Below are 18923 nucleotides of genomic sequence, written 5' to 3'. Positions count from 1 at the left end.
CGATTGGCTTTGACACCTCCTCTCCTACTCGCGTCCGTGCCTGCACCCCTTCAGCAACACGCACCCCAAACGCAACATCCGCACCTATCCGTGCAACCTCTAAGCGGCAACGAGACCGGTTCGGTTGGTCAGCGTGGACCCGGGGTCGGCACCGAATCGGTATGGCGGATGTTCGCCGACTCGACCGGCGGCCAGATCTCGTGGTTGCTACCCACGGCCCTGCTCCTGCTCGTGACGGGACTGGCGATGTGTGGCCGGGCGCCGCGCACGGATCCGCGCCGCGCGGCATACGTCGTCTGGGGAGGCTGGCTGCTCGTGACGATGTCGGTGTTCTCGCTGATGGCCGGCATCTTCCATGAGTACTACACGGTTGCGCTGGCACCGGCGATCGCGGCCGTCGTCGGGATGGGCGCCCGGGCGGCATGGGAGCGGCGGGCGGCCCCGGCCGGCTCATTGACGCTGGCCTTCGCGGTCGGGATCGCAGCATCCTGGGGCTTTGTCCTGCTCAGCCGGACCAGTGCGTATGGCGCGTGGTTGCGGTATGCCGTTCTCCTCCTCGGCCTCGGTGCCGGCCTCGCGCTGCTGGTCAACTCCGTTCTCCCGCGGCGCGTCGTGGCCATTGCCGCGGCGGCCGGTATGACGGCAGGGCTCGCCGGGCCGGCCGCCTTCAGCGCTTCAACGATCGCCACCGGCCACACCGGGTCCATCGTCTATGCCGGACCTGCCGGCCAAGGCTTCGGCCCCGGCGGTCTGGGTGGTCGCGGGCGGCCGCCGGGTCGTTTCCCGGGCGGTGCGCCGGGCGGTGCGCCGGGTGGCCAGGCGGGCACCTTCCCCGGTGCGCCGGGTGGACAGGGTGGCACGGCTCCCGGTGCTGCCGGCGGCTTCTCCGGCGCAGCTCCCAACGGCCAGGGTGCCGGCGCCGCCCGCGGGGCGATGGGCGGCCTGCTCGACGCGAGCATGCCGTCGAGCGCCGTCGTCGACGCGCTCAAAACGGATGCCGCCACGTACACCTGGGTCGCCGCGGCAGTCGGCTCGCAGAATGCGGCCGGCTTGCAACTCGGCACGCAACTCCCCGTGATGGCCATCGGTGGCTTCAACGGCTCCGATCCGAGCCCGACCCTGGCCCAGTTCAAAGACCTTGTGGCACAGGGAAAGATCCACTACTTCCTGTCCGGCGGGGGCTTCCGCGGCCAGAACGGCGGGGCGACCGACTCATCGTCGATCGCCTCCTGGGTCGCGTCGAGTTTCCCCTCCGTGACCATCGACGGCCAGACCTTCTACGACCTGACCAAGCCGCTGACGGGCGGCTCCGGAAGCGCCGTGGCGTCATGAGCACGCCGACAACCCGGGCACCGAGAAGCAGCCCCGCGCGCCCGTCGGACGGGAGCGTGGGCGGGGTCATGACGGCCCGAGCGCCAAAATGGGTCGGTCACGTGCTGCGATTCGCCGTGGTCGGCGTGGCCTCGACCGTCGCCCATCTCGGCCTCTTCGCCCTGCTGCGCGAGAGTGGCTTGCTCGGCGCGCAGGCGGCCAACCTCGCCGCCCTTCTCTTGGCGACGCTCCTCAATACGGCCCTCAACCGTTGGTGGACCTTCGGCGTGCGTGGCGGCGGCCACCTGCGCAATCATCTACAAGGTATGGCATTGCTCGGCCTCAACCTGGCCCTGACATCAGCGGGCCTGTGGCTGCTGCATACGGTCATCGGCACGCACGCGACCGGGGCCGAGACGGTCACGATAGCCGCCGCGAACGCGGTCGCCACCATCCTTCGCTTCGTGGCGATGCGCCGCTGGATGTATGGCCGATCCGCCTGAGTGAGCGACTTTGCTCGGAAGCGCTGTCGCGGGCTACCCTGTCCTTCGCAGTTGGAGGCGTCGCCTAGTCCGGTCTATGGCGCCGCACTGCTAATGCGGTTTGGGTTAATCGCCCATCGAGGGTTCAAATCCCTCCGCCTCCGCCACCGTATAGTGGCCTCCGACCTGCACCAACGCAGGTCGGAGGTCTTTTCCGTTTGCGTGGCGTGTCGGATACGTGTCGGACCATCCGTCGGCGACGCACTCTTGTCTGGATGCCGGTAGTGACTACCCAGCCAATGAGTAGATCCAAGACGATCACCCTTGGGTTTGCTGGTCAGCGGCGCTCCGGGATGACAAATCAACACTGTCGAGTCGATGACGACTGACGTGCTCGCCAACACAGGCCGAACCTGCCGGCCCTCCATGCTGAACCTGGCCCAAGTGGCTGGCTGCGCCACTACCGATCAGAACCCATTGCCCAGCACCACCATGGACTGCGATCTCCTTAAGGATGTGCAGGCGTAAGGGACTGGGACAACCGACACGATTGGAGGTTCCAGCACTCCGCTGCACCGTCTTACTGGGGGGATCCCCACTAACCTCCGTCTTTCACGGGGCAGCGGTTTGATGACGTGAGGTGCGTGGAGGGGCTGTCGGCGTGTGGGGGCAGGCGTTGGTGCCGCGTGGCGCTGCGGTGCGGGTCTTCGAGGGGTCCTTGGGTCGCGGTGGTCAGGGCCGAGTGTGTTGTCAGGTCAGGAGCGGGATGGCCATCACAGCGGTGAATGCGGCGATGGCGGCCTGGGTCCAGGGCCAGGTTTCCGGCAGGCGGAGGTGGCGGCGTCGTCCGCTGGTGGTGAGTCGGGCGGGGATGTGGAGGAAGCGGTAGCGCAGGGCTTTCGGTTCGCAGGTCTTCAACGTCTCGGGCAGCGCGAGCAGCCGTAGCCAGGCACGGTGTGGGCTGCGATCAAGCCGCTGCTGGAAGCCGCGGACGCCGACCCGGCCCGGTTCGAGGTCGGCCGCCTCGGCCACAGCCGCCCTGACCCGCGCCCTGGAGCCGGGGCAAGCGCGCTGAGCGGGGCACTCCCTGCCCGATGGTCAACCGGGCGGATCAGTCGTCGACGGCCAATTCGCCGAGCTTCGACCAGTCGGTCCCTGGCACCTCCATACTGACGATGCGCGGGGTTTCCGCCAGGTGCGGCGGCAGATCCTGTTGGGCCTGGCGGAAGTGGTCGGAGTTCACATGTTCCCCGCCGGCGTCGGAGTCGCGGAACGCCTCGACGAGCACATACTCATTGGGGTCATCGAGACTGCGCGACCAGTCGAACCAGAGGCAGCCGGACTCGGCGCGGGTGGCCTCGGTGAAGGACCGGGAGATTTCCGGCCACGCGTCGGCGTCTTCGCTGCGCACGCGGAACTTTGCGGTGATGAAGATCATCGCTCCATTATGGGCTCGTCGGCGCGGCCGGTGGATATTAGATTGAGACGGGGCGTGGACCCGGCCGCCGGCATGCACCATGGGCATCTCCTGATCCTGGTGGTGCTGGCCGCGAAAGCCGTCGCCGGGCTAGTGCAATCTCTCTCCGCCAGCCTTGGCATGGCCACCGGCGAGAGCCTGCCAGCCATCTGTCGCACGCGCTACCGCCCCGGCGTCCGCGCCTTGCTGTGGATCGAGGCCGAGGTCGTGGTCGTGATGACCGATGTCGCCGAAATCATCGGTGGGGCATTGGCCTTACAGATCCTCTTTGGCTGGCCACTGCTGCTTGGTGTGGTGTTCATCGCCGTGCTCGCGTATGCGGTGACCGGCCTGCGCTGGCATGGGGGACGGCTCATGGCGAGCGTGGTGCTGGCCGGTATGGCCGTGATTGTCGCCAGTCTGCAGGCCCCACTGACATCGCTCACCCTGTCACCGGTGTCCCCACCCGGCGCACCGCGACCGACCGGCCAAGGGGGGCGGCACCCGCATACCGGCGTGCGTGGTCCGGCCTGCGCACGGGCCAGGCGGACTGGACCTGCTGGTATCCGCCGGGGCCCTGCTGAGCCTGGGCGTCGCGGTGGACGAGTGGATCAGCTCGACCGGCAGCGCGACGTCACTCGGCTGGGGCGTGGGTTTGGTGCTCGTCCTGCTGGTAGCAAACGGCGTGCGGCGCCTGGCCGCGGCGCACGCCGGGGCGCTGGCGGCCGACATACCTGGGTAGGGACTCGCATACCCCTATCGGGGCGGCGGCCGCCGGCGCGGCTGTCGCCCCGATGGCGTTGAACCAGGTGATGAGGTCGGGGGGCGGCAGCCCGCCCGCCGGGCGCGACAATGCCGGTATGGCGGAGGACAAACTGGAGCGCTACCTGAGCATGCGCGACCCGCGGCGCACGCCGGAGCCGATGCCCGGGGCGGGGCCGGTGCGCGAGCGAGATGGCGACATCTTCGTCATCCAGGAGCACCACGCCACCGCACTGCATTGGGACTTCCGCCTGGAACGCGACGGTGTCTTGGTGTCCTGGGCGGTGCCCAAGGGGTTGCCGATGGACCCCGGGACCAACCGGCTTGCGGTCCCCACCGAGGACCACCCGCTCTCGTATGCCGATTTCGAAGGCACTATTCGCGATGGTGAATACGGCGGTGGGCAGGTCATCCTGTGGGATCGCGGGACTTTTGAGACCGAGAAGTGGACCGAGCGGGAGGTCAAGGTTGTCCTGCACGGTTCGCGTGTCTCGGGCCGCTATGTCCTCTTCCGCACCGGGGGAAAGAACTGGATGATGCACCGGATGAGCCCACCGCCCGATGGGTTCGCGAGTGTGCCCGACCGCATCGCGCCGATGACCGCCGTGTTGCGCGACGAGCTGCCCCGAGGTGATGCCGACTGGGCCTATGAGATGAAGTGGGATGGGGTGCGGGCGATCGTCCACGTCGACGGGGGGCGGCCAAAAGCCTTCTCCCGCAACGATCTCGATATCACCGCCTCCTATCCGGAGTTGCGGGAGATGGCGGAATCAATGGGTGCGACGTCCGCGGTGCTGGACGGCGAACTGGTCGCCTTGGACACCGCCGGCCGGCCCAGTTTCGCGGCGCTGCAGGCCCGTATGCACGTTCAGGACCCCGCCGCGATCCGCCGGCTGACCCGCTCGACCCCGGTGAGCTATTTCGTCTTCGACATCCTACATTTGGATGGGCAATCCACACTGGGCCTGCCCTATCGCCAGCGCCGCGACCTGCTGGAGAGCCTGGACCTCAACGGCCCGTCTTGGCGCACGCCGCCGGCGTGGTTCGGCAACGGCGAGGCGGTGCTGGGCGCCTCTACCGAGCAGGGCCTGGAGGGGGTGATGGCGAAGCGGGCGGACTCGCCATACCTGCCCGGGCGGCGCTCGGACGCCTGGCTCAAGATCAAGAACCTGCGCACCCAAGAGGTGGTCATCGTGGGCTGGAAGCCGGGCGCGGGGCGGCGCGAGGGAATGATCGGGTCGCTGTTGGTCGGCATACCGGGTCCGGACGGGCTGGAGTATGCCGGCAAGGTCGGCACCGGCTTTACCGGCAGGTCATTGCGCGATCTGGCGGAGTTGCTGCAGCCGCTCGCCCAAAAGGCCAGCCCACTGGCCGGGGCGATACCGAATGACGATGCGCGCGAGGCGCACTGGGTCAAGCCCGCGGTGGTCGGTGAGGTCCGGTTCGCGGAGTGGACCCGCGATGGACGGCTGCGCCACCCTGCCTGGCGCGGGCTGCGACCGGACAAGGCCGCGGCCGATGTCGTGCGTGAGTCCTGAGCTGGGCGCGCCGCGCCAGTAGAGGGCGAGCGAGGCGGCCACGTAATGGGTCAGGAACGCCAGGATCGTCAACGTGTGGAAGATCTCGTGATATCCGAACCAGCGCGGTGAGGGGTCGGGCCGGCGCAGGCCGTAGACCACCGCGCCCAGGATGTAGAGCACGCCGCCGACGACCACGAGGGTGAGCGTGGGTACCCCGAGGTGTTCGCGCATGAGCGGGACGAAGAAGACCGCCACCAGGCCGAGGGCGGCATACGAGGGCATATAGAGCCAGCGGGGTGCGTCCATCCACAGGATGCGGAGGAGCACGCCCACGAGCGCTCCCGCCCAGACGATGGTCAGCAGGATTGTGGCCGGCCCCCGGGGCAGGAGCAGCGCGAATGGGGTGTAGCTGCCGACGATGATCAGGAAGATGTTGGCGTGATCTAGGCGGCGCAGCACCGCATCGTGGCGCCGGCTCCAACTGCCGCGGTGGCAACGGCAGACGTGGCAAAAAGTAGTGCGGCGGCGAGGGTGTAGATGGCGGCGGCGAGGCGCAGCCCTCGGGTGCATGCCAGGACGACGAGCAGCAATCCGAGGATGGTCGCCAGCGGCGCCATCCCCAGGTGCAACCACCCGCGCAGCTGGGCTTGACCGCCTCGACGACCTCCTCAATCACGCGCCGGCGGACGAGGCCGGGCCGCGGTCGTCGGGCTGGGTGTTCACGATCCGAGAATAGGGGCCGTAGCTGGGTGGCTGGGTCGGGCTGGTCGCTGCGGGGTTTGGTCAGTGCACCAGCAGGACGCCGGTGAGGGAGAGCAGGAAGATCCACCCGTTCGAGAGTGCGCCCAGGGCGAGGGGTCGTCCGGCGGTGGTGTGGTTCTAGGGAATCGCTGATCTGGGAGCTTCTACGGGTGGGAAGGCCGCCGGGGGGAGGGCGAGGGGCGAAGGGGGCCTCAATCTGCCCTTGTGGCCCATGATTCGGGGCCTCATGGCCGGTTTGGGGCAGGCTGGCGCCTGGCCCTCACCCGGTCAGGGGTAGGGCACGGCCGCGCATCAGCCAGTTCGCCGAGGCGAACAGCATGTTCAGGTGGTTCCGGTTCTTGGCGATGCCGCGGTACCGGGTCTTGGTGAACCCGAAGTCCCGCTTGACGATCAGGAACGGGTGTTCGACCTTGCCGCGCACACCGGCCTGGGTAGAGGCGATGGCCCGATCCTGCGCGGGCATGGCCCGTAACGCGCCCTTGCGGGCCGCGATCCTCCACTCGATGCCGGACAGGTCCTCACTCGCAGCGACGACCGGCCGTTTCTCGACTCCTTGGTAGCCGGCGTCGGCGTAGACCACCTCGTCATCGGGCCGGACTAGGTGGGTGACCTGGTCCAGGTCGTGCACGTTTGCTGCTGTCGCGGTCACCGAGTGCACGTACCCGGTCCCCGCGTCGACACCGATGTGGCCCTTCATCCCGAAGTACCAATCCATCGTCCGTCGAGGAGGTGCGGCGTACTCATCGCCCCGCTGAGCACTGCTGCCGCACCGGCGCCGCGGGCCGGGCCGAAGTCGGCAATGGCGCCGGCGGCCCCGACCAGCAGCGGTGCGATCAGTGGCTCGGCGGGCCCATGCTCAGGGGGCGCGGGCCCCACAGCAAATGGACGACCATCGTGAGGTGGGCCGTGACGCCGCATACCTGCAGCGGCCGGATATCCGTGGGTGCGCGCACGGCACGCACGGCCAGCCCGTCGCTCGGAGCGGTGAGCAGGGCCAGCAGCGGCAGCGTCTGCCGGAGGGGATAGTCCGACCGCGACCCGGGTAGCCGGATCACGGCCACCGCCAGGGCACAGGTCATCGCGATGGCGGCCGCCCGGGTCAGTCCGGTGACAAAGGCGGGGCGTTCGAGGTATGCCGGCGTGCTCCCGGGTCCACGCGCGGCCGACCACGAGCGAGCGGACGCAGCCGGGATCACCGGCGGATCCGCCGTCGGGCGGGGCTGCGCAAACTCCGCCACGGTCACCTCCCGCAAGCTGGGCGAGCGGGGTGCGCTTCACCGTAGCGCCGCCCGCCGGGGCGTGGGTGCGGGGTTATCCCAGACCTCAACTTTCCCGCCCAGTGCCACTTCCTGTGGCTTCGGGAGAGAACATTTCTGGTGCGAAGGTGCACGTTCCCTCCCAAGGCCACGCGCGCGACCGGGGGCGGGCCCGGTTGCGGCCGCTACTGCGGTACCGAGATCGGCGCCTGCCACCGGAAGCGCACCGACTGGCCGGGTCGTACCTGCCCGGCGTATGGCAGGTCGTCGGGATGGACGACCGCGATCACCGGATAGCCCCCGGTGACCGGGTGGTCGGCGAGGAAGATCAGCGGTTGGCCATCGGCCGGGACCTGGACCGCACCCTCCACCAGGCCCTCGGAGAGCAGTTCCTCGGTCCGGCTGCGCTCCAGGGCCGGCCCGGTCAGGCGCACGCCGATGCGGTCGGCGTGCGCCGTCACGGCATACGTGGTCTCCCCGAATGTGCGCCGTGCGGCGGCGGTGAACCAGTCGGCGCGGGGGCCGGGGACCACGCGCAGTTCCACCACGGGTGGCAGGGAGCGTTGGGCGACATGGTCGACGCCGGGGATCGGACCGTTCGGGGTGCCCAGGGGTATGCGGTCACCATCGCCCAGGCGCGCCGGCCCGATGCCGGAGAGCAGGTCGGTGGCGCGCGAGCCGAGCACCGGGGGCACATCTATCCCGCCGCGGATCGCGACATACGTCCGGACTCCGCAGTCCGGCCGGCCGAGTTCCAGGACCTGCCCGGCGCGCAGGTGCAGGGGCGCGCAGGCGTCGTGGGCGCGTCCGTCGATGTGCACCGGGGTGGGGGCCCCGGCCGTGGCCAGCAGCAGGTCGCAGCCAGCGCGGACGGCGAGCCCGCCGAAGGTGACTTCCAGCCCGGCGGCATCCTCGGGGTTGCCGACCAAGCGATTGGCCAGGCGCAGGCTGGGGCGGTCGAGGGCCCCGGACCGGCCGACGCCGAGGTACGCGGACCCGATCCGCCCGAGGTCCTGGACGGTGGTCAGTGCCCCGGCGCGCAGGATCTCCAACATCAAGCCGCCTCGATAAAGCGCACCCGGGTCCCGGCGGTCAGCAGGGCCGGCGGCGTGCGGTTCAGATCCCAGAGCACCAGGTCCGTATGCCCGAGTAACTGCCACCCACCGGGCCCCTGGCGCGGATAGATGCCGGTGAACTCGCTGGCCAGGGCCACCGAACCGGCAGGTACGCGGGTGCGGGGAGTGGCGCGTCGGGGCACCTGGAGGCGCGGGTCGCCGCCGGCGATATAGGCGAAGCCGGGCGCGAAGCCAGCGAAGGCCACCACATATTCGCCGGCCAGATGAGTGCGGACAACCTCCGCCTCGCTCATCCCGGTGAGCTGCGCGATCTCGGGAAGGTCCGCGCCGTCATACCGGACCGGGACCTGCACCAGCGCGCTCGGTTCGCTGGCGCGCACATCGGCCAGGTTCACCCCCCGCACGTGCGCCGCGACTCGGGCGTGGGTGGTATTCGCATCGAAACGCAGCAGCAGCGTCCGGGCGGCGGGCACCAGGTCCTCGACCCCGGCGGGCGGGTCGGCCCGCAGGGCGGCATTCAGCGCCAACACCTCGTCCAGGTCGGCGCACTCGACGAGCAGGCCACGGTGGCCCGCTGGGAGCAGATGTCTCATGACGCGAACGGTCGCACCTCGACCCCGGCCGCATCGAGCGCCCGGCGTACGGCCTGGGCGATCTCCACGGCACCGGCGGTGTCTCCGTGCACGCAGATCGAGGCGGCGGGCACGCTCACCGCGCTGCCATCGACCGCCACGATCACCCCTTCGGTGACGAGCCGGACGCAGCGGGCGGCGATCTCCTGCGGGTCGTGCAACACCGCGCCGGGCTCCCGTCGGGAGACCAGCAGACCCGCGGCCGTATAAGCGCGATCGGCGAAGGCCTCGGCCATCGTGCGCAGCCCGGCCGCCGCGGCGGCGCTGAGCAGCTCCGAGCCGGGCAGGCCGAGGACGGGGAGGCTGGCGTCATACGCCTGCACGGCGGCGACGACGGCCCCGGCCGTATGTGGATCGACCGCCGCCTTGTTGTAGAGCGCGCCGTGCGGCTTGACGTAGCGCACGCGGGTGCCGCATACCCGGGCGATGCCGTCCAGGGCCCCGATCTGGTAGATGACCTCATCGGTCAACTCGGACGGCTCGACGTCCATGGTGCGGCGGCCGAACCCGGCCAGATCGCGATAGCTGACCTGGGCGCCGACACTGACCCCGCGGGCGGCGGCCCGAGCACACACCTGACGCAGTGTGCTCGGGTCGCCGGCATGGAACCCGCACGCGACATTGGCGCTGGTGACAAGTTCCAGCATCGCGTCGTCGTCGCCGAGTACCCAGCGCCCAAAGCTCTCGCCGAGGTCGCTGTTGAGGTCCACCCGCCGCGCGTTCACCCTCCGATCATCCCGCGCTCTCGGCGAGCTGGCCGTGCAGGGGGTCCTCCTCAAGGTCGGCGTGGGCCGTCTCGGGGGCGGCGAGCACGCAGATCACGCAGAGCACCAGCATGGCGATCACGTAGATGACGATCGGCCACGCGCTGTCATACTTCTTCAGCAGCGCCGTGGAGATGATCGGCGCGAGCGCGCCACCGAGGATCCCGGCGAGCTGATAGCCCATCGAGGCGCCGGTGTAGCGCACCCGGGTCGGGAACATCTCGCTGATGAAGGAGGCCTGCGGGCCGTACATCGCGGCGTGGAAGATCAGCGCCATCACGGCGGCCAGGGCAATGAGAGCGAACCGGCCGGTGTCCAGCAGCTTAAAGAAGACCAGCAGCCAGATCGCGGCACCGATCGCCCCGCCCAGGTAGATGGGCCGGCGGCCGAACTTGTCCGAGAGATGACCGAAGAGCGGGATGGCGCAGACCTGCACCGCGGCGGCGATGAAGACCGCATTGAGGGCGTAGGACTTGGGCAGCTCGAGATAGGTCGCGACATAAGTCGTGATGAAGAGAACGAAGGTATAGAAGGCGACGTCCACCCCGATCCGCGCGCCGATGGCGAGCAGGACCCGGCGGGGGTAGCGGCGCAGCACCTCGAGGACCGGAGCGGCCTCCGGCTCCTTGGCGGCGGCCTCCTCGAACATCGGGCTCTCCTCCAGCGAGCGACGGATCCACAACCCGACGAGGACGAGAATGCCGCTGAGCAGGAAGGGAACTCGCCAGCCCCAGCTGTTGAAGGCGCTCTCAGAGGTCACTCGACCCATCATCGAGAGCACGCCATTGGCGAGCAGCAGACCAATCGGCACGCCGACCTGCGGCCAACTGGCGTTGAGGCCACGCCGCTTCGGGTCGCCGCTCTCCAGTGTCATCAGCACCGCGCCACCCCATTCGCCGCCCAGGCCGATGCCCTGGATGAAGCGCAGGGTCACCAGCAGCAGCGGCGCGGCGAAGCCAATGGAGTCATAGGTCGGCAGCAAACCGATCGCAAAGGTCGACAGACCCATGATCAGCAGGGTGACGACCAGGACTTTCTTCCGGCCGATCTTGTCGCCGAAGTGACCGAAGATCACGCCGCCCAGAGGCCGGGCGACGAAGCCCACGGCATACGTCGTGAATGACAGCAAGGTGCCGGTGAGCGAATCGAAGGTGGGGAAGAAGAGCTTGTTGAAGACCAGCGCCGCGGCGGTGCCATAGATGAAGAAGTCGTACCACTCCAGGGAGGTACCGATGAGGCTCGCAACGATGATCCGGCGCACGGACGACGGCGGACGGGCCGTGCCGGTGGCGATCGCGGAATGGGCCATAGGGATCCTTCGAGGTCCGGTCGGAGACCATGCCGTCCCCGAATGGCGAGACATTAGCGGATTGTTGAGCAATTCAACAAGGGGAAGATGGTCTTATCCGGTGATTGGACGGTGAGTACATTGGTCCGATTCGCAAGCCCGTGACCGTATGGAGGTGTCCGTGCCCGGTAGTGCAATGCCGGTGCCGCTGCCGCCCCTGGCGCGGCGGGAGAGCACCGCGGAGGCGGTGGCCGCGGTGCTACGGACGCAGATTGCGGGCGGGGCGATCCGGCCGGGGACGCAATTGCGCGAGGAGCACATCGCCAGCGCTTTGGAGGTCTCGCGCAATACCGTGCGTGAGGCGTTTCGACTGCTCAGCCACGAGCGACTGGTCGAGCATGCCTTGCATCGCGGGGTCTTCGTCCGGGTCTCCGGGCCGCAGGAGGTCCGTGATATCTACCGGACCCGACGCTTCGTGGAGCCGTTGGGGATGCGCGCGGTTGTCGAGCAAGCGGCGGGGCTGCGGGAACTCGCCGATGCGGTCGCTGCGGGTGGGGCCGCCGCCGACGCGGGAGATTGGGATGCCGTCGGTACGGCCGATATCGATTTCCACCGCGGCCTGGTGGCGGCGTGCGGCAGCGTGCACCTCGAGGCGATGTTCGAGGGGGTGCTGGCCGAATTGCGCCTGGCGTTCCTGCGCCTACCCGATGCCCAGGCCCTGCACCAGCCCTTCCTATTGCGCAATGAGGGCATGGTGGTGTTGCTGGAGGCCGGCGACCTGCATACCGCGCTGCGCGAACTCGACGACTACCTGCACGAGGCCGAGGCGCAACTCCTCGCCGTGATCGACGCCTGAGGTGGAGCCGCGGATGGCGCACGCGGACCGGGCGACAGTGCTCGAGCGCTATGCGCGCTATCTCGCCGCATGCAACTCGCGGGCGTGGTCCGAGCTCGGGTCGTATGTCGCGGACGAGGTGCTCGTCAACGGCCGGATGCGCACCCGCACGGAGTATGTCGCCGACCTGCAGATCCTGTGCGAGTCGTTTCCCGATTACCGATGGACCTTGGTGCGGGTCCTGGCCGACGGCGACTGGTTGGCGGTTCACTTGCACGACACTGGCACCCCGGCAGGGGGCCTTCGCCGACGCCCCGGGAGATGGTCCAACTGCTCCACCGCGGTCTGCAAGGGCAGCCCGGCGTGATCCATCAGGAGAGCGGGCGCTGGTAATCCCCGACATACGCCCGGAAGCCGAGCGTGCGCTCGATGTCCTCTTGCGGGCTGCCGACGGTCAGAGGGGTCTGCCGCATGAACGACTCCAGGGACGGGCCACCGCCATACACCGGGGCCGGTCGAAGTACGGCCGGAACTCGCGGATGGCGTCCTGGCTGTTCTTCCGAATGAACGCCTGACCACCCAGCCCGACGATCGCCTGATCGGCGCGGCCGTGGCCGTAGTGCTCGAATCGCTGCCGGTAAAGCGCCACCATCTGCTGGGTGTGCTCCTTGGGTCAGAAGATGTGGTTGGCGAAGAAGCCGTCGCCGTAGTAGGCGGCCTGCTCGGCGATCTCCGGGCTGCGGATCGAGCTATGCCAGACAAAGGGCGGCAACCCGTCCAGGGGCCGCGGTGTCGAGGTGAAACCCGACAGCGGCGCACGGTGCTTGCCCTGCCAGGTGACATTTTCCCCGCGCCACAACCGGTGCAGTAGTGCATAGTTGTCAACGGCCAGCTCCAAGCCGGAACGGATGTCCTCACTGATCAACGTCGACGAGGCCCGCGAGACCCTCGACATGCTCGCCACCGCCGCCTACTTGCTGCCCGAGGAAGGTTCGGCCGCCCCCGCCAGGTGAGGGCACGGCATACCGGCCGGGGTCAACTGCAGATGTCGGCGTCGGCCTTGCGGGTCTCAAGCCCGTCGGTTGCGCTCGGTCCGGCGGAGACGGTCATCGGCGGCAGCGGGTCGGAGCCCAAGCGGTTCGGGACGGCAACCGGATTCGCGGCACCTGGCCCGAGCCGGACGACGACCGTCTCGCCGACTGCGGCGTCCACCCTCAGCGTCGAGCCCGGGAAAGCCGCGGCGACGGTGCGGGCAGCATCCTTGTGCCCGGGCGCATACGCGATGACCGTGCCGGTGATATCGCCGGTCGTGCCATTGGTGTACCCCGCGAGCCGGAAGCCCTGGACGGCGAGCGCGGCACCCGCCTGCAACGCCAGCCCCTCGACGCCGGAGTCATTGCTGATGCGCACGTCGATCTTGTCGGGAGCGACCGTGAGCGGCTCCGGAGTGGACGACGAGGTGACCGCCGGCTTCGTGCCGGCGCCGGGCAGGGGCTGATCGGCGCGGATGGCACTCCAGATCTTGTCGGCGCTGGCGCGCCATTCGACGCGGTTGGTGTCCTTGGGATAGACCTGGGTCGGCACGGTCACGAACTCGATCTTGTCGACGCCGAGATTGCGGACGGAGTTGGCGAGCGAGGTCATGGTCCCGAAACCCATCTCCGGGTCGGTCGTGATCGATTTGGTGGCCGCGTTGAGAAATCCGTAGAGCTTGTCGGGGCGCAGCAGGAGCCCCTTGCTTGTCGCCTCCTGAGCCACCGAGGATAAGAAGGCCTGCTGCCGCTTGATCCGGTTCAGATCGCTGCCGTCGTTGACGGTCTTGCGCACGCGGACATAACCGAGGGCTTGTTTGCCGTCAAGGATGTGGTGGCCGGCAGCGAGCGTGAACTGAGCGTCCTTGTCGGCGATGTCGGAGGTCGTGCAGACGGGTACCCCGCCCAGCGCGTCGACCATCTGTTGGAAGCCCCGGAAGTCGATGACGACATAGTGGTCGACAAAGATCCCGGTCAGGCCCTCGAGGGTCTTGATGGTGCACCCCGGTCCGCCGAGATTGAAGTTGTAGTTCCACTGCCGGATCTCGCCATTGGCGACCGTGGAGTTTGGGTCCGAGCAGGTCTTGGGGGCCATCGTCATCGAGTCACGAGGGATCGAGACGACCAAGACGCGATCGCGGTCGGCCGAGACGTGCACCAGGAGGTTGGTGTCGGAGTGCGCCCCACCCTCGACGGTGTCCTTGCCGTAGGCGTCGGTGCCGATGCCCGTCCGGGTGTCGGAGCCCATCACCAGAATGTTGACGGCCGTGTGGGCTCCGGCCGACGAGGCGGTTGTGGTGGGCCGGACGCCGAGCATGCGGGAGACGTCAATGCGGGTGATGTTGCTGTTGAACTTCGCGTAGGCCGCAATCGCCAACACCAGGGCGACGACGACGAAGGATCCGATGACCCCAGAGAGGACATGGCGGCGGTGCGCCCAGCGGCTCGGGCGCTCTCCTGCCGTGGCCAGTGCCGTATGCCGGCCGGCCTTTTCCCTGGTCACGTCGCGGTTCGCTCCCTCGTGCGCCTCATTGCGAGCGCAGTCTAGAAGAATACGGCGAGAACGCAGTAGGCCCCTCCGACGGATCGGAGGGGCCTACTTTTGGATGTGCGTTGTCAGCTCCGGGTCCCAGTCCCGGCGCGGACTCGTCTCAGACGGCGCGAACGCGTTCGGCCTGCGGGCCCTTGGGACCCTGGGTGACCTCGAACTCGACGCGCTGCGCCTCGTCCAAGGACCGGTAGCCGTTGCTGTCGATGGCCGAGTAGTGAACGAACACATCCGGGCCGCCGCCGTCCTGGGCGATGAAGCCATAGCCCTTTTCGGCGTTGAACCACTTGACGGTGCCCTGTGCCATTTGGGTAAATCTTCCTTCTTTGGATACCGATGGAGATCCGCAACTCACGGATGCCCAGGTGCCGTGGCCCTCCACGCTGGGCAAAACCCCCCAAACCGAACGCGCCAGACGGAGTCGTTCGACCGGACTTGCGAGAAAACTCGGTGCAACCGCGGGGAACGCTAGCACGGTTGCGACGGGTGTGCGCGTTATCACGTAGGCGCTCACACTCCCCATGGATGAGGAGAGGCTGAACCTACTCGTGAGTCACGACTAGAGGGGTGTCGGTAGCTCCGAAACCCGTTGACTGGCAAAGGATTAGCAACCTTCAACTACCCCTCGGTAACCTGATTCTTCAGCGGCGAATGTCCACGCCTTGGACACTCAGTTGGGGGCGAACCGATCGGCGATGGCCTCGATCGCGAACTCATAGCCCCGCACTCCGAGACCGGCGATCACCCCCAAGGCGATCGGCGCGACATACGACAAATGCCTGAAGTTCTCCCGAGCGTGCACATTGGAAATATGAACTTCCACAATGGGGCCAGTGACGGTGGCCAAGGCGTCCCGCAAGGCGATCGACGTGTGCGTATAGGCCCCGAGATTGACGACGAATCCGGCCGCCTCTCGATAGTGATGAATGATGTCGATGAGGGCGCCTTCATGATTGCTTTGCGCGAACTCGATGTCGAAGCCGCGAGCACCCGCAGCGGCGACGCAGCGACGCTCGACGTCGGCAAGGGTGTCGGCGCCGTAGAACTGCGGTTCGCGCTGGCCGAGCAAGTTGAGGTTCGGCCCGTTGAGGACGACGATCGTGGCGCTCACCGGGCCAGTATGCCGCGCCGCCGGAAGGCTTTACTGGTTACCCCGGGTAGGGATGGCAAAGGGGCGGTACCGCGCCCGCTTTGCCTCCCCTACTGATGGGCAACTATCAGCTGTTCGGGATGCGCGATCCGCGGCGCTGGCCCACCATTAAGGCATGAGAGCACGTCAAAGCCTCGCCCTGGGATCGGCAATCGCCGCTGGCATCACGGGGGCCTCGGCCGCGCCGAGCCTCGCGGCGCCTCCGGTGGTGACCGTCAACGGACTCGATCCCGGGCCCGGGATCACGGGCTCCACCTATACCTTCTCCGGCAGCTTCCGATCCGCGGCGGCGATCAAGGACGTCCGCATCGTGCTGTGCCGGGTGCCGACGCCTTCGTCGCCAATGTGCACGGACTATGTGACGAGCACTGGCGGGACGTATGGCTCGGCGTGGTCGGCGCTCGGCGCGACCATCGCGACGAACGACTTGCGCAGCGGAACGTACCGGCTGCCCGTCAGCGGTTTGCGCAACGGCAACTATCTCCTGGCGGCCTATGCCTCGGACGCCACCACGGACAAGGGTCCCCGCGCCTATCTTCGCTTCACGGCTAAAGTCGCCGCCGTCGCTGGGCAGCGCTTCGTCACGATTTTGTGGGGCAAGTCGATGTGGCAGCCTGCCGCAGACCCGAACTGCACCGACACCGCCGGCTCGCGCACCCTTGGCCAGAACGCGGTCGACCTACGCTCTCGCGGGTTGTTCGGTGTGGGCGGCGTCGTCGTCAACCGCACTCCCGAGAGCGGGTTGACGTGTTACGTCGGCGGGAGCGCCGCGAGCCTGCAGCCGTCATGGACCGAACTGGCCCGGTTGCGCGACGTCTTCGGCTGGCGATTTGTGTCCCAGGGCATGAACTACACCGACATGACCACGCTGAAAACCGACGCCGAACGCTTCGCCGAGAGCGCGGCGACCTTGCCGGCTTTCGTGGCACACGGGCATACGCGCGCGTGGGGCGCCTTCAACTATCCCAACAACCGCCAGGACCTGCCCGCCCAGCGCGTTGTGACGAAGTCGTTCGCCTTCGGGCGGGTATACTCGGGCGGGGTGAACACGCGGGCGAGCGTGTCCACCTTCCCGTATGCCATGAGCACGAACTCAGTCAACGGTGGCCGGTGCAACAACCCGCGCCTGCCGTGCTACAGCATGTCGGTCGATGCAAACCGGCGCACGACGTCGGTCGATGAACTCAAGCAGGTGCTCCACCCGGCCGCACAGGGCTGGGGCGTCGTGCAGTACTACCGGATTGTCGAGCGCTCGCGCGGCCGGATCGGGGACACTTTCGCCTGGAACTGCTCACCGAAAGACTGGCGTGATCGCTGGACGAGCCTGCCGGAGTTGACGTGCCGCGAGTCGATGCTCGAGGCCCTGGACGGCCGCGATCGCGGCGCGACCGCTGCCGACCCGTCCATGGTGGCCGAAGCCTGGAATCTGCGGCCCTGGGGTCGGTGACGCGGTCCGGATACCAATCGCGACGCCGCCCGCGAGGGCGAGCGCCTGCGGGCTTGACGGTCGCCGGAGATGCCGTGGCCATCAAGGACGCGTTGCGTCCCTCGATGCCGGCTTGCCGGCTGCTCACTTGTGATTGAGCGTAAGAGTCTCCGTGCTATACCCGCAGTTCTTGGCTACGCCGATGGCAGTGGGCTTCGCGACGAACTTGAGCGACCCGGTAAAGGTGGTGACGTTGGGGCCGGCCTTGATGGGCGTGATCGTCGTGGTCTCGGTGTAGGTGTAGGCATTGGCAACCTGAGTGCCATTGTGGAGGAAACAGGCACCGAGATAGGTCTTGGTCCCCTTATACGAGTTGAGCGTCGGCGAGAGCAGGTTCTTGACCACGACACCGTCGCTCCGTGTTCGAATCGACATCGTGGGGCAGGCTCCGCTCGCGCACTGTGGCACAAACTTGAACGGGCGCACCCATGTGGTCCCGACCGGCTCACCGTTGGTGCTTTGTGTCACCTTCCCAGTGACATCGAAGGTGCCGCTCAGCCGTCCGAGCGCAGGACTGTCCGCGTGGGCGGCCGCGACGGCCGAGGAGCAGAGCAGACCGACTGCGGTGACGGTGACCGCAAGGTGTCGACGGGACATCGGATTCCTCCTGTGGAGAGTTGGGTGCCACGAGTTCGCGTGTCCACCGGTTTGCGGGTCAGGCTGACATCCGGATTAACCTCGGTTCACCGCCATCGCGAGTTCAACTTTCGGACGGTATGGTGGGTCCTACGGCCACCGCCAACGAAGCGAGCGGAGGGCGTGGGATTCGAACCCACGATGACGTTGCCGCCATAGCGGTTTTCAAGACCGCCGCACTAGGCCACTATGCGAGCCCTCCCGTGGTGCCGATCGCGACCGGCGCGGGCATACGTTAGCGCGGCGACCTTCACTGCGCCCACTCCAGCGTTCGCTCGGGGCCAAGACGAGCCTAGGCGCAAGTAGGGTCGGAACCTGACCGTTGATGGCGGGCGAGCCGTCCCCCTCGAAAGGAGCACCAACCATGTCGAAGCTTTCCTTCCTGGCCGGAGCCGCAGCCGGCTATGTCCTGGGTGCGCGAGCCGGCACGCAGCGATACGAGCAGATCAAGACCCAGGCCACAAAGCTTTGGTCGAGTGACCCCGTCCAGACCAAGGTGGCCCAGGCAACTGAAGCGGCCAAGACCAAGGCCGCCCCCTTCGTCGCCGATGTCGTCAGCGACGCCGCGAAGACGACGGCCCAGAAGCTTCGGGATGTCCGGGGCGGGGACGATGAGCACCTGCCCGAGACCCTGCACCGCGGGACCGACGGCAAACTTCACGCCGAGCACAACTTCGGGCCGGGACCGGGAAAGCTGCCCTGAGCCGCTCATACGCCTGGCAAACCCCTTGTCTGCGCGGGAAGTGTTCCCATGCAAACAAGGGGTTTGTGGCATCGGGCGAGAAGGCTGAGCCCCGTTACCTTCGTGATGGGTCCTCGACATGAGGATCTCGGTCGCTGAGTCCGGCATGACTTACTGCCCCTGTCGTCGATGATCCGGGGGGTGTTGTCACCGGGCTCGGTGGCGTTGGCCGACCGCTGATAGGG

At 67.9% G+C, this 18923-nt stretch carries 20 protein-coding genes, 2 tRNA genes and 4 pseudogenes; 10 read left to right on the top strand and 16 right to left on the bottom strand.

Going from position 1 to position 18923, the window contains the following annotated elements; translation table 11 throughout:
* Nucleotides 1-168 precede the first annotated feature (168 nt).
* From ABD209_RS08100 to ABD209_RS08090, 3 genes are all read left to right on the top strand, one after another.
* Nucleotides 169-1332 (top strand): mannosyltransferase YkcB-related protein, encoded by a 1164-nt coding sequence (locus ABD209_RS08100; protein WP_344064563.1) that lies wholly within the window; start codon nt 169-171, stop codon nt 1330-1332.
* Nucleotides 1329-1814 (top strand): GtrA family protein, encoded by a 486-nt coding sequence (locus ABD209_RS08095; RefSeq protein WP_344064560.1) that lies wholly within the window; start codon nt 1329-1331, stop codon nt 1812-1814. Before ABD209_RS08100 ends, ABD209_RS08095 begins: the two co-directional genes overlap by 4 nt.
* 53 nt (nt 1815-1867) lie before the next feature.
* Nucleotides 1868-1960 (top strand) — tRNA-Ser (locus ABD209_RS08090).
* 583 nt (nt 1961-2543) lie between these two features.
* On the opposite strand, the gene ABD209_RS08085 is transcribed toward ABD209_RS08090, so the two are convergent.
* Both ABD209_RS08085 and ABD209_RS08080 read right to left on the bottom strand, forming a co-directional pair.
* Nucleotides 2544-2825 (bottom strand): hypothetical protein, encoded by a 282-nt coding sequence (locus ABD209_RS08085; protein WP_344064557.1) that lies wholly within the window; start codon nt 2823-2825, stop codon nt 2544-2546.
* Between the two features lie 79 nt (nt 2826-2904).
* Entirely contained in the window at nt 2905-3231 is a 327-nt protein-coding gene (locus tag ABD209_RS08080) for a putative quinol monooxygenase (protein WP_344064555.1), read from the bottom strand.
* Nucleotides 3232-3240: 9 nt separating this feature from the next.
* Between ABD209_RS08080 and ABD209_RS19805 the strand changes: the two are divergent.
* The 3 genes and pseudogenes from ABD209_RS19805 to ligD all read left to right on the top strand — a co-directional run.
* Nucleotides 3241-3657 (top strand): annotated as a pseudogene (locus ABD209_RS19805) (divalent metal cation transporter); the annotation flags it as partial.
* Between the two features lie 112 nt (nt 3658-3769).
* Nucleotides 3770-3991, top strand: a complete 222-nt coding sequence (locus ABD209_RS08075; protein WP_344064552.1) for a hypothetical protein — start codon at nt 3770-3772, stop codon at nt 3989-3991.
* A gap of 118 nt (nt 3992-4109) precedes the next feature.
* Entirely contained in the window at nt 4110-5549 is a 1440-nt protein-coding gene (ligD, locus tag ABD209_RS08070; RefSeq protein WP_344064549.1) for a non-homologous end-joining DNA ligase, read from the top strand.
* A gap of 96 nt (nt 5550-5645) precedes the next feature.
* Here ligD and trhA read toward each other — a convergent pair.
* The 8 genes and pseudogenes from trhA to ABD209_RS08030 all read right to left on the bottom strand — a co-directional run.
* A pseudogene (trhA, locus tag ABD209_RS08065) lies at nt 5646-5990 on the bottom strand (PAQR family membrane homeostasis protein TrhA); the annotation flags it as partial.
* The gene (locus ABD209_RS08060) at nt 5975-6148 is read right to left on the bottom strand and encodes a hypothetical protein (RefSeq protein ID WP_344064546.1); all 174 of its coding nucleotides are present in this window, start codon (nt 6146-6148) and stop codon (nt 5975-5977) included. The pseudogene trhA and the gene ABD209_RS08060, both read right to left, overlap by 16 nt.
* 404 nt (nt 6149-6552) lie before the next feature.
* Nucleotides 6553-7017, bottom strand: a pseudogene (locus ABD209_RS08055) (transposase); the annotation flags it as partial.
* A gap of 109 nt (nt 7018-7126) precedes the next feature.
* Entirely contained in the window at nt 7127-7537 is a 411-nt protein-coding gene (locus ABD209_RS08050; RefSeq protein WP_344064540.1) for a hypothetical protein, read from the bottom strand.
* 197 nt (nt 7538-7734) lie between these two features.
* A complete protein-coding gene (locus tag ABD209_RS08045; RefSeq protein WP_344064537.1) occupies nt 7735-8604 on the bottom strand; it encodes a 5-oxoprolinase subunit C family protein in 870 nt (289 codons plus the stop codon).
* Nucleotides 8604-9218: a 5-oxoprolinase subunit B family protein gene (locus tag ABD209_RS08040; protein WP_344064534.1), complete on the bottom strand. Its 615-nt coding sequence runs from the start codon at nt 9216-9218 to the stop codon at nt 8604-8606. The genes ABD209_RS08045 and ABD209_RS08040 overlap by 1 nt, the downstream gene beginning before the upstream one ends.
* Complete coding sequence (locus ABD209_RS08035) at nt 9215-9982, bottom strand: LamB/YcsF family protein (RefSeq protein ID WP_344064531.1); 768 nt, start codon at nt 9980-9982, stop codon at nt 9215-9217. Before ABD209_RS08035 ends, ABD209_RS08040 begins: the two co-directional genes overlap by 4 nt.
* Before the next feature lie 7 nt (nt 9983-9989).
* Nucleotides 9990-11330 carry an MFS transporter gene (locus ABD209_RS08030; RefSeq protein ID WP_344064528.1) on the bottom strand — a complete coding sequence of 447 codons (1341 nt, stop codon included), beginning with the start codon at nt 11328-11330 and terminating at the stop codon, nt 9990-9992.
* Between the two features lie 160 nt (nt 11331-11490).
* On the opposite strand from ABD209_RS08030, the gene ABD209_RS08025 reads away from it, so the two are divergent.
* Together ABD209_RS08025 and ABD209_RS08020 are read left to right on the top strand one after the other, a co-directional pair.
* Nucleotides 11491-12165 (top strand): GntR family transcriptional regulator, encoded by a 675-nt coding sequence (locus tag ABD209_RS08025; RefSeq protein ID WP_344064525.1) that lies wholly within the window; start codon nt 11491-11493, stop codon nt 12163-12165.
* Nucleotides 12166-12178: 13 nt separating this feature from the next.
* A complete protein-coding gene (locus ABD209_RS08020) occupies nt 12179-12511 on the top strand; it encodes an ester cyclase (protein ID WP_344064522.1) in 333 nt (110 codons plus the stop codon).
* On the opposite strand, the pseudogene ABD209_RS08015 reads toward ABD209_RS08020, so the two are convergent.
* The 4 genes and pseudogenes from ABD209_RS08015 to aroQ all read right to left on the bottom strand — a co-directional run.
* Nucleotides 12412-13060 (bottom strand): annotated as a pseudogene (locus ABD209_RS08015) (LLM class flavin-dependent oxidoreductase); the annotation flags it as partial. The gene ABD209_RS08020 and the pseudogene ABD209_RS08015 overlap by 100 nt on opposite strands.
* A gap of 119 nt (nt 13061-13179) precedes the next feature.
* Nucleotides 13180-14679, bottom strand: a complete 1500-nt coding sequence (locus tag ABD209_RS08010; protein WP_344064519.1) for an LCP family protein — start codon at nt 14677-14679, stop codon at nt 13180-13182.
* A gap of 148 nt (nt 14680-14827) precedes the next feature.
* The gene (locus tag ABD209_RS08005) at nt 14828-15031 is read right to left on the bottom strand and encodes a cold-shock protein (RefSeq protein WP_344064516.1); all 204 of its coding nucleotides are present in this window, start codon (nt 15029-15031) and stop codon (nt 14828-14830) included.
* Nucleotides 15032-15394: 363 nt separating this feature from the next.
* Nucleotides 15395-15835, bottom strand: coding sequence for a type II 3-dehydroquinate dehydratase (gene aroQ, locus ABD209_RS08000; RefSeq protein WP_344064513.1), 441 nt, complete (start codon nt 15833-15835; stop codon nt 15395-15397).
* A 154-nt stretch (nt 15836-15989) separates the two neighbouring features.
* Here aroQ and ABD209_RS07995 point away from each other — a divergent pair, with 154 nt between their 5' ends.
* The gene (locus tag ABD209_RS07995) at nt 15990-17321 is read left to right on the top strand and encodes a hypothetical protein (RefSeq protein WP_344064510.1); all 1332 of its coding nucleotides are present in this window, start codon (nt 15990-15992) and stop codon (nt 17319-17321) included.
* A gap of 123 nt (nt 17322-17444) precedes the next feature.
* On the opposite strand, the gene ABD209_RS07990 is transcribed toward ABD209_RS07995, so the two are convergent.
* Together ABD209_RS07990 and ABD209_RS07985 are read right to left on the bottom strand one after the other, a co-directional pair.
* A complete protein-coding gene (locus ABD209_RS07990) occupies nt 17445-17957 on the bottom strand; it encodes a hypothetical protein (RefSeq protein ID WP_344064507.1) in 513 nt (170 codons plus the stop codon).
* Nucleotides 17958-18111: 154 nt separating this feature from the next.
* A tRNA-Ser gene (locus ABD209_RS07985) sits at nt 18112-18198 on the bottom strand.
* A gap of 162 nt (nt 18199-18360) precedes the next feature.
* Between ABD209_RS07985 and ABD209_RS07980 the strand changes: the two genes are divergently transcribed.
* Nucleotides 18361-18699, top strand: a complete 339-nt coding sequence (locus ABD209_RS07980) for a protoporphyrinogen oxidase (protein WP_344064504.1) — start codon at nt 18361-18363, stop codon at nt 18697-18699.
* Nucleotides 18700-18923 lie beyond the last annotated feature (224 nt).

Origin of the sequence: Nostocoides vanveenii (assembly GCF_039531165.1) — a bacterium.
Classification (GTDB): domain Bacteria; phylum Actinomycetota; class Actinomycetes; order Actinomycetales; family Dermatophilaceae; genus Nostocoides_A; species Nostocoides_A vanveenii.
Note: the sequence above shows the minus strand (reverse complement) of the source record. Positions and strands in the feature narration are given on the sequence as shown.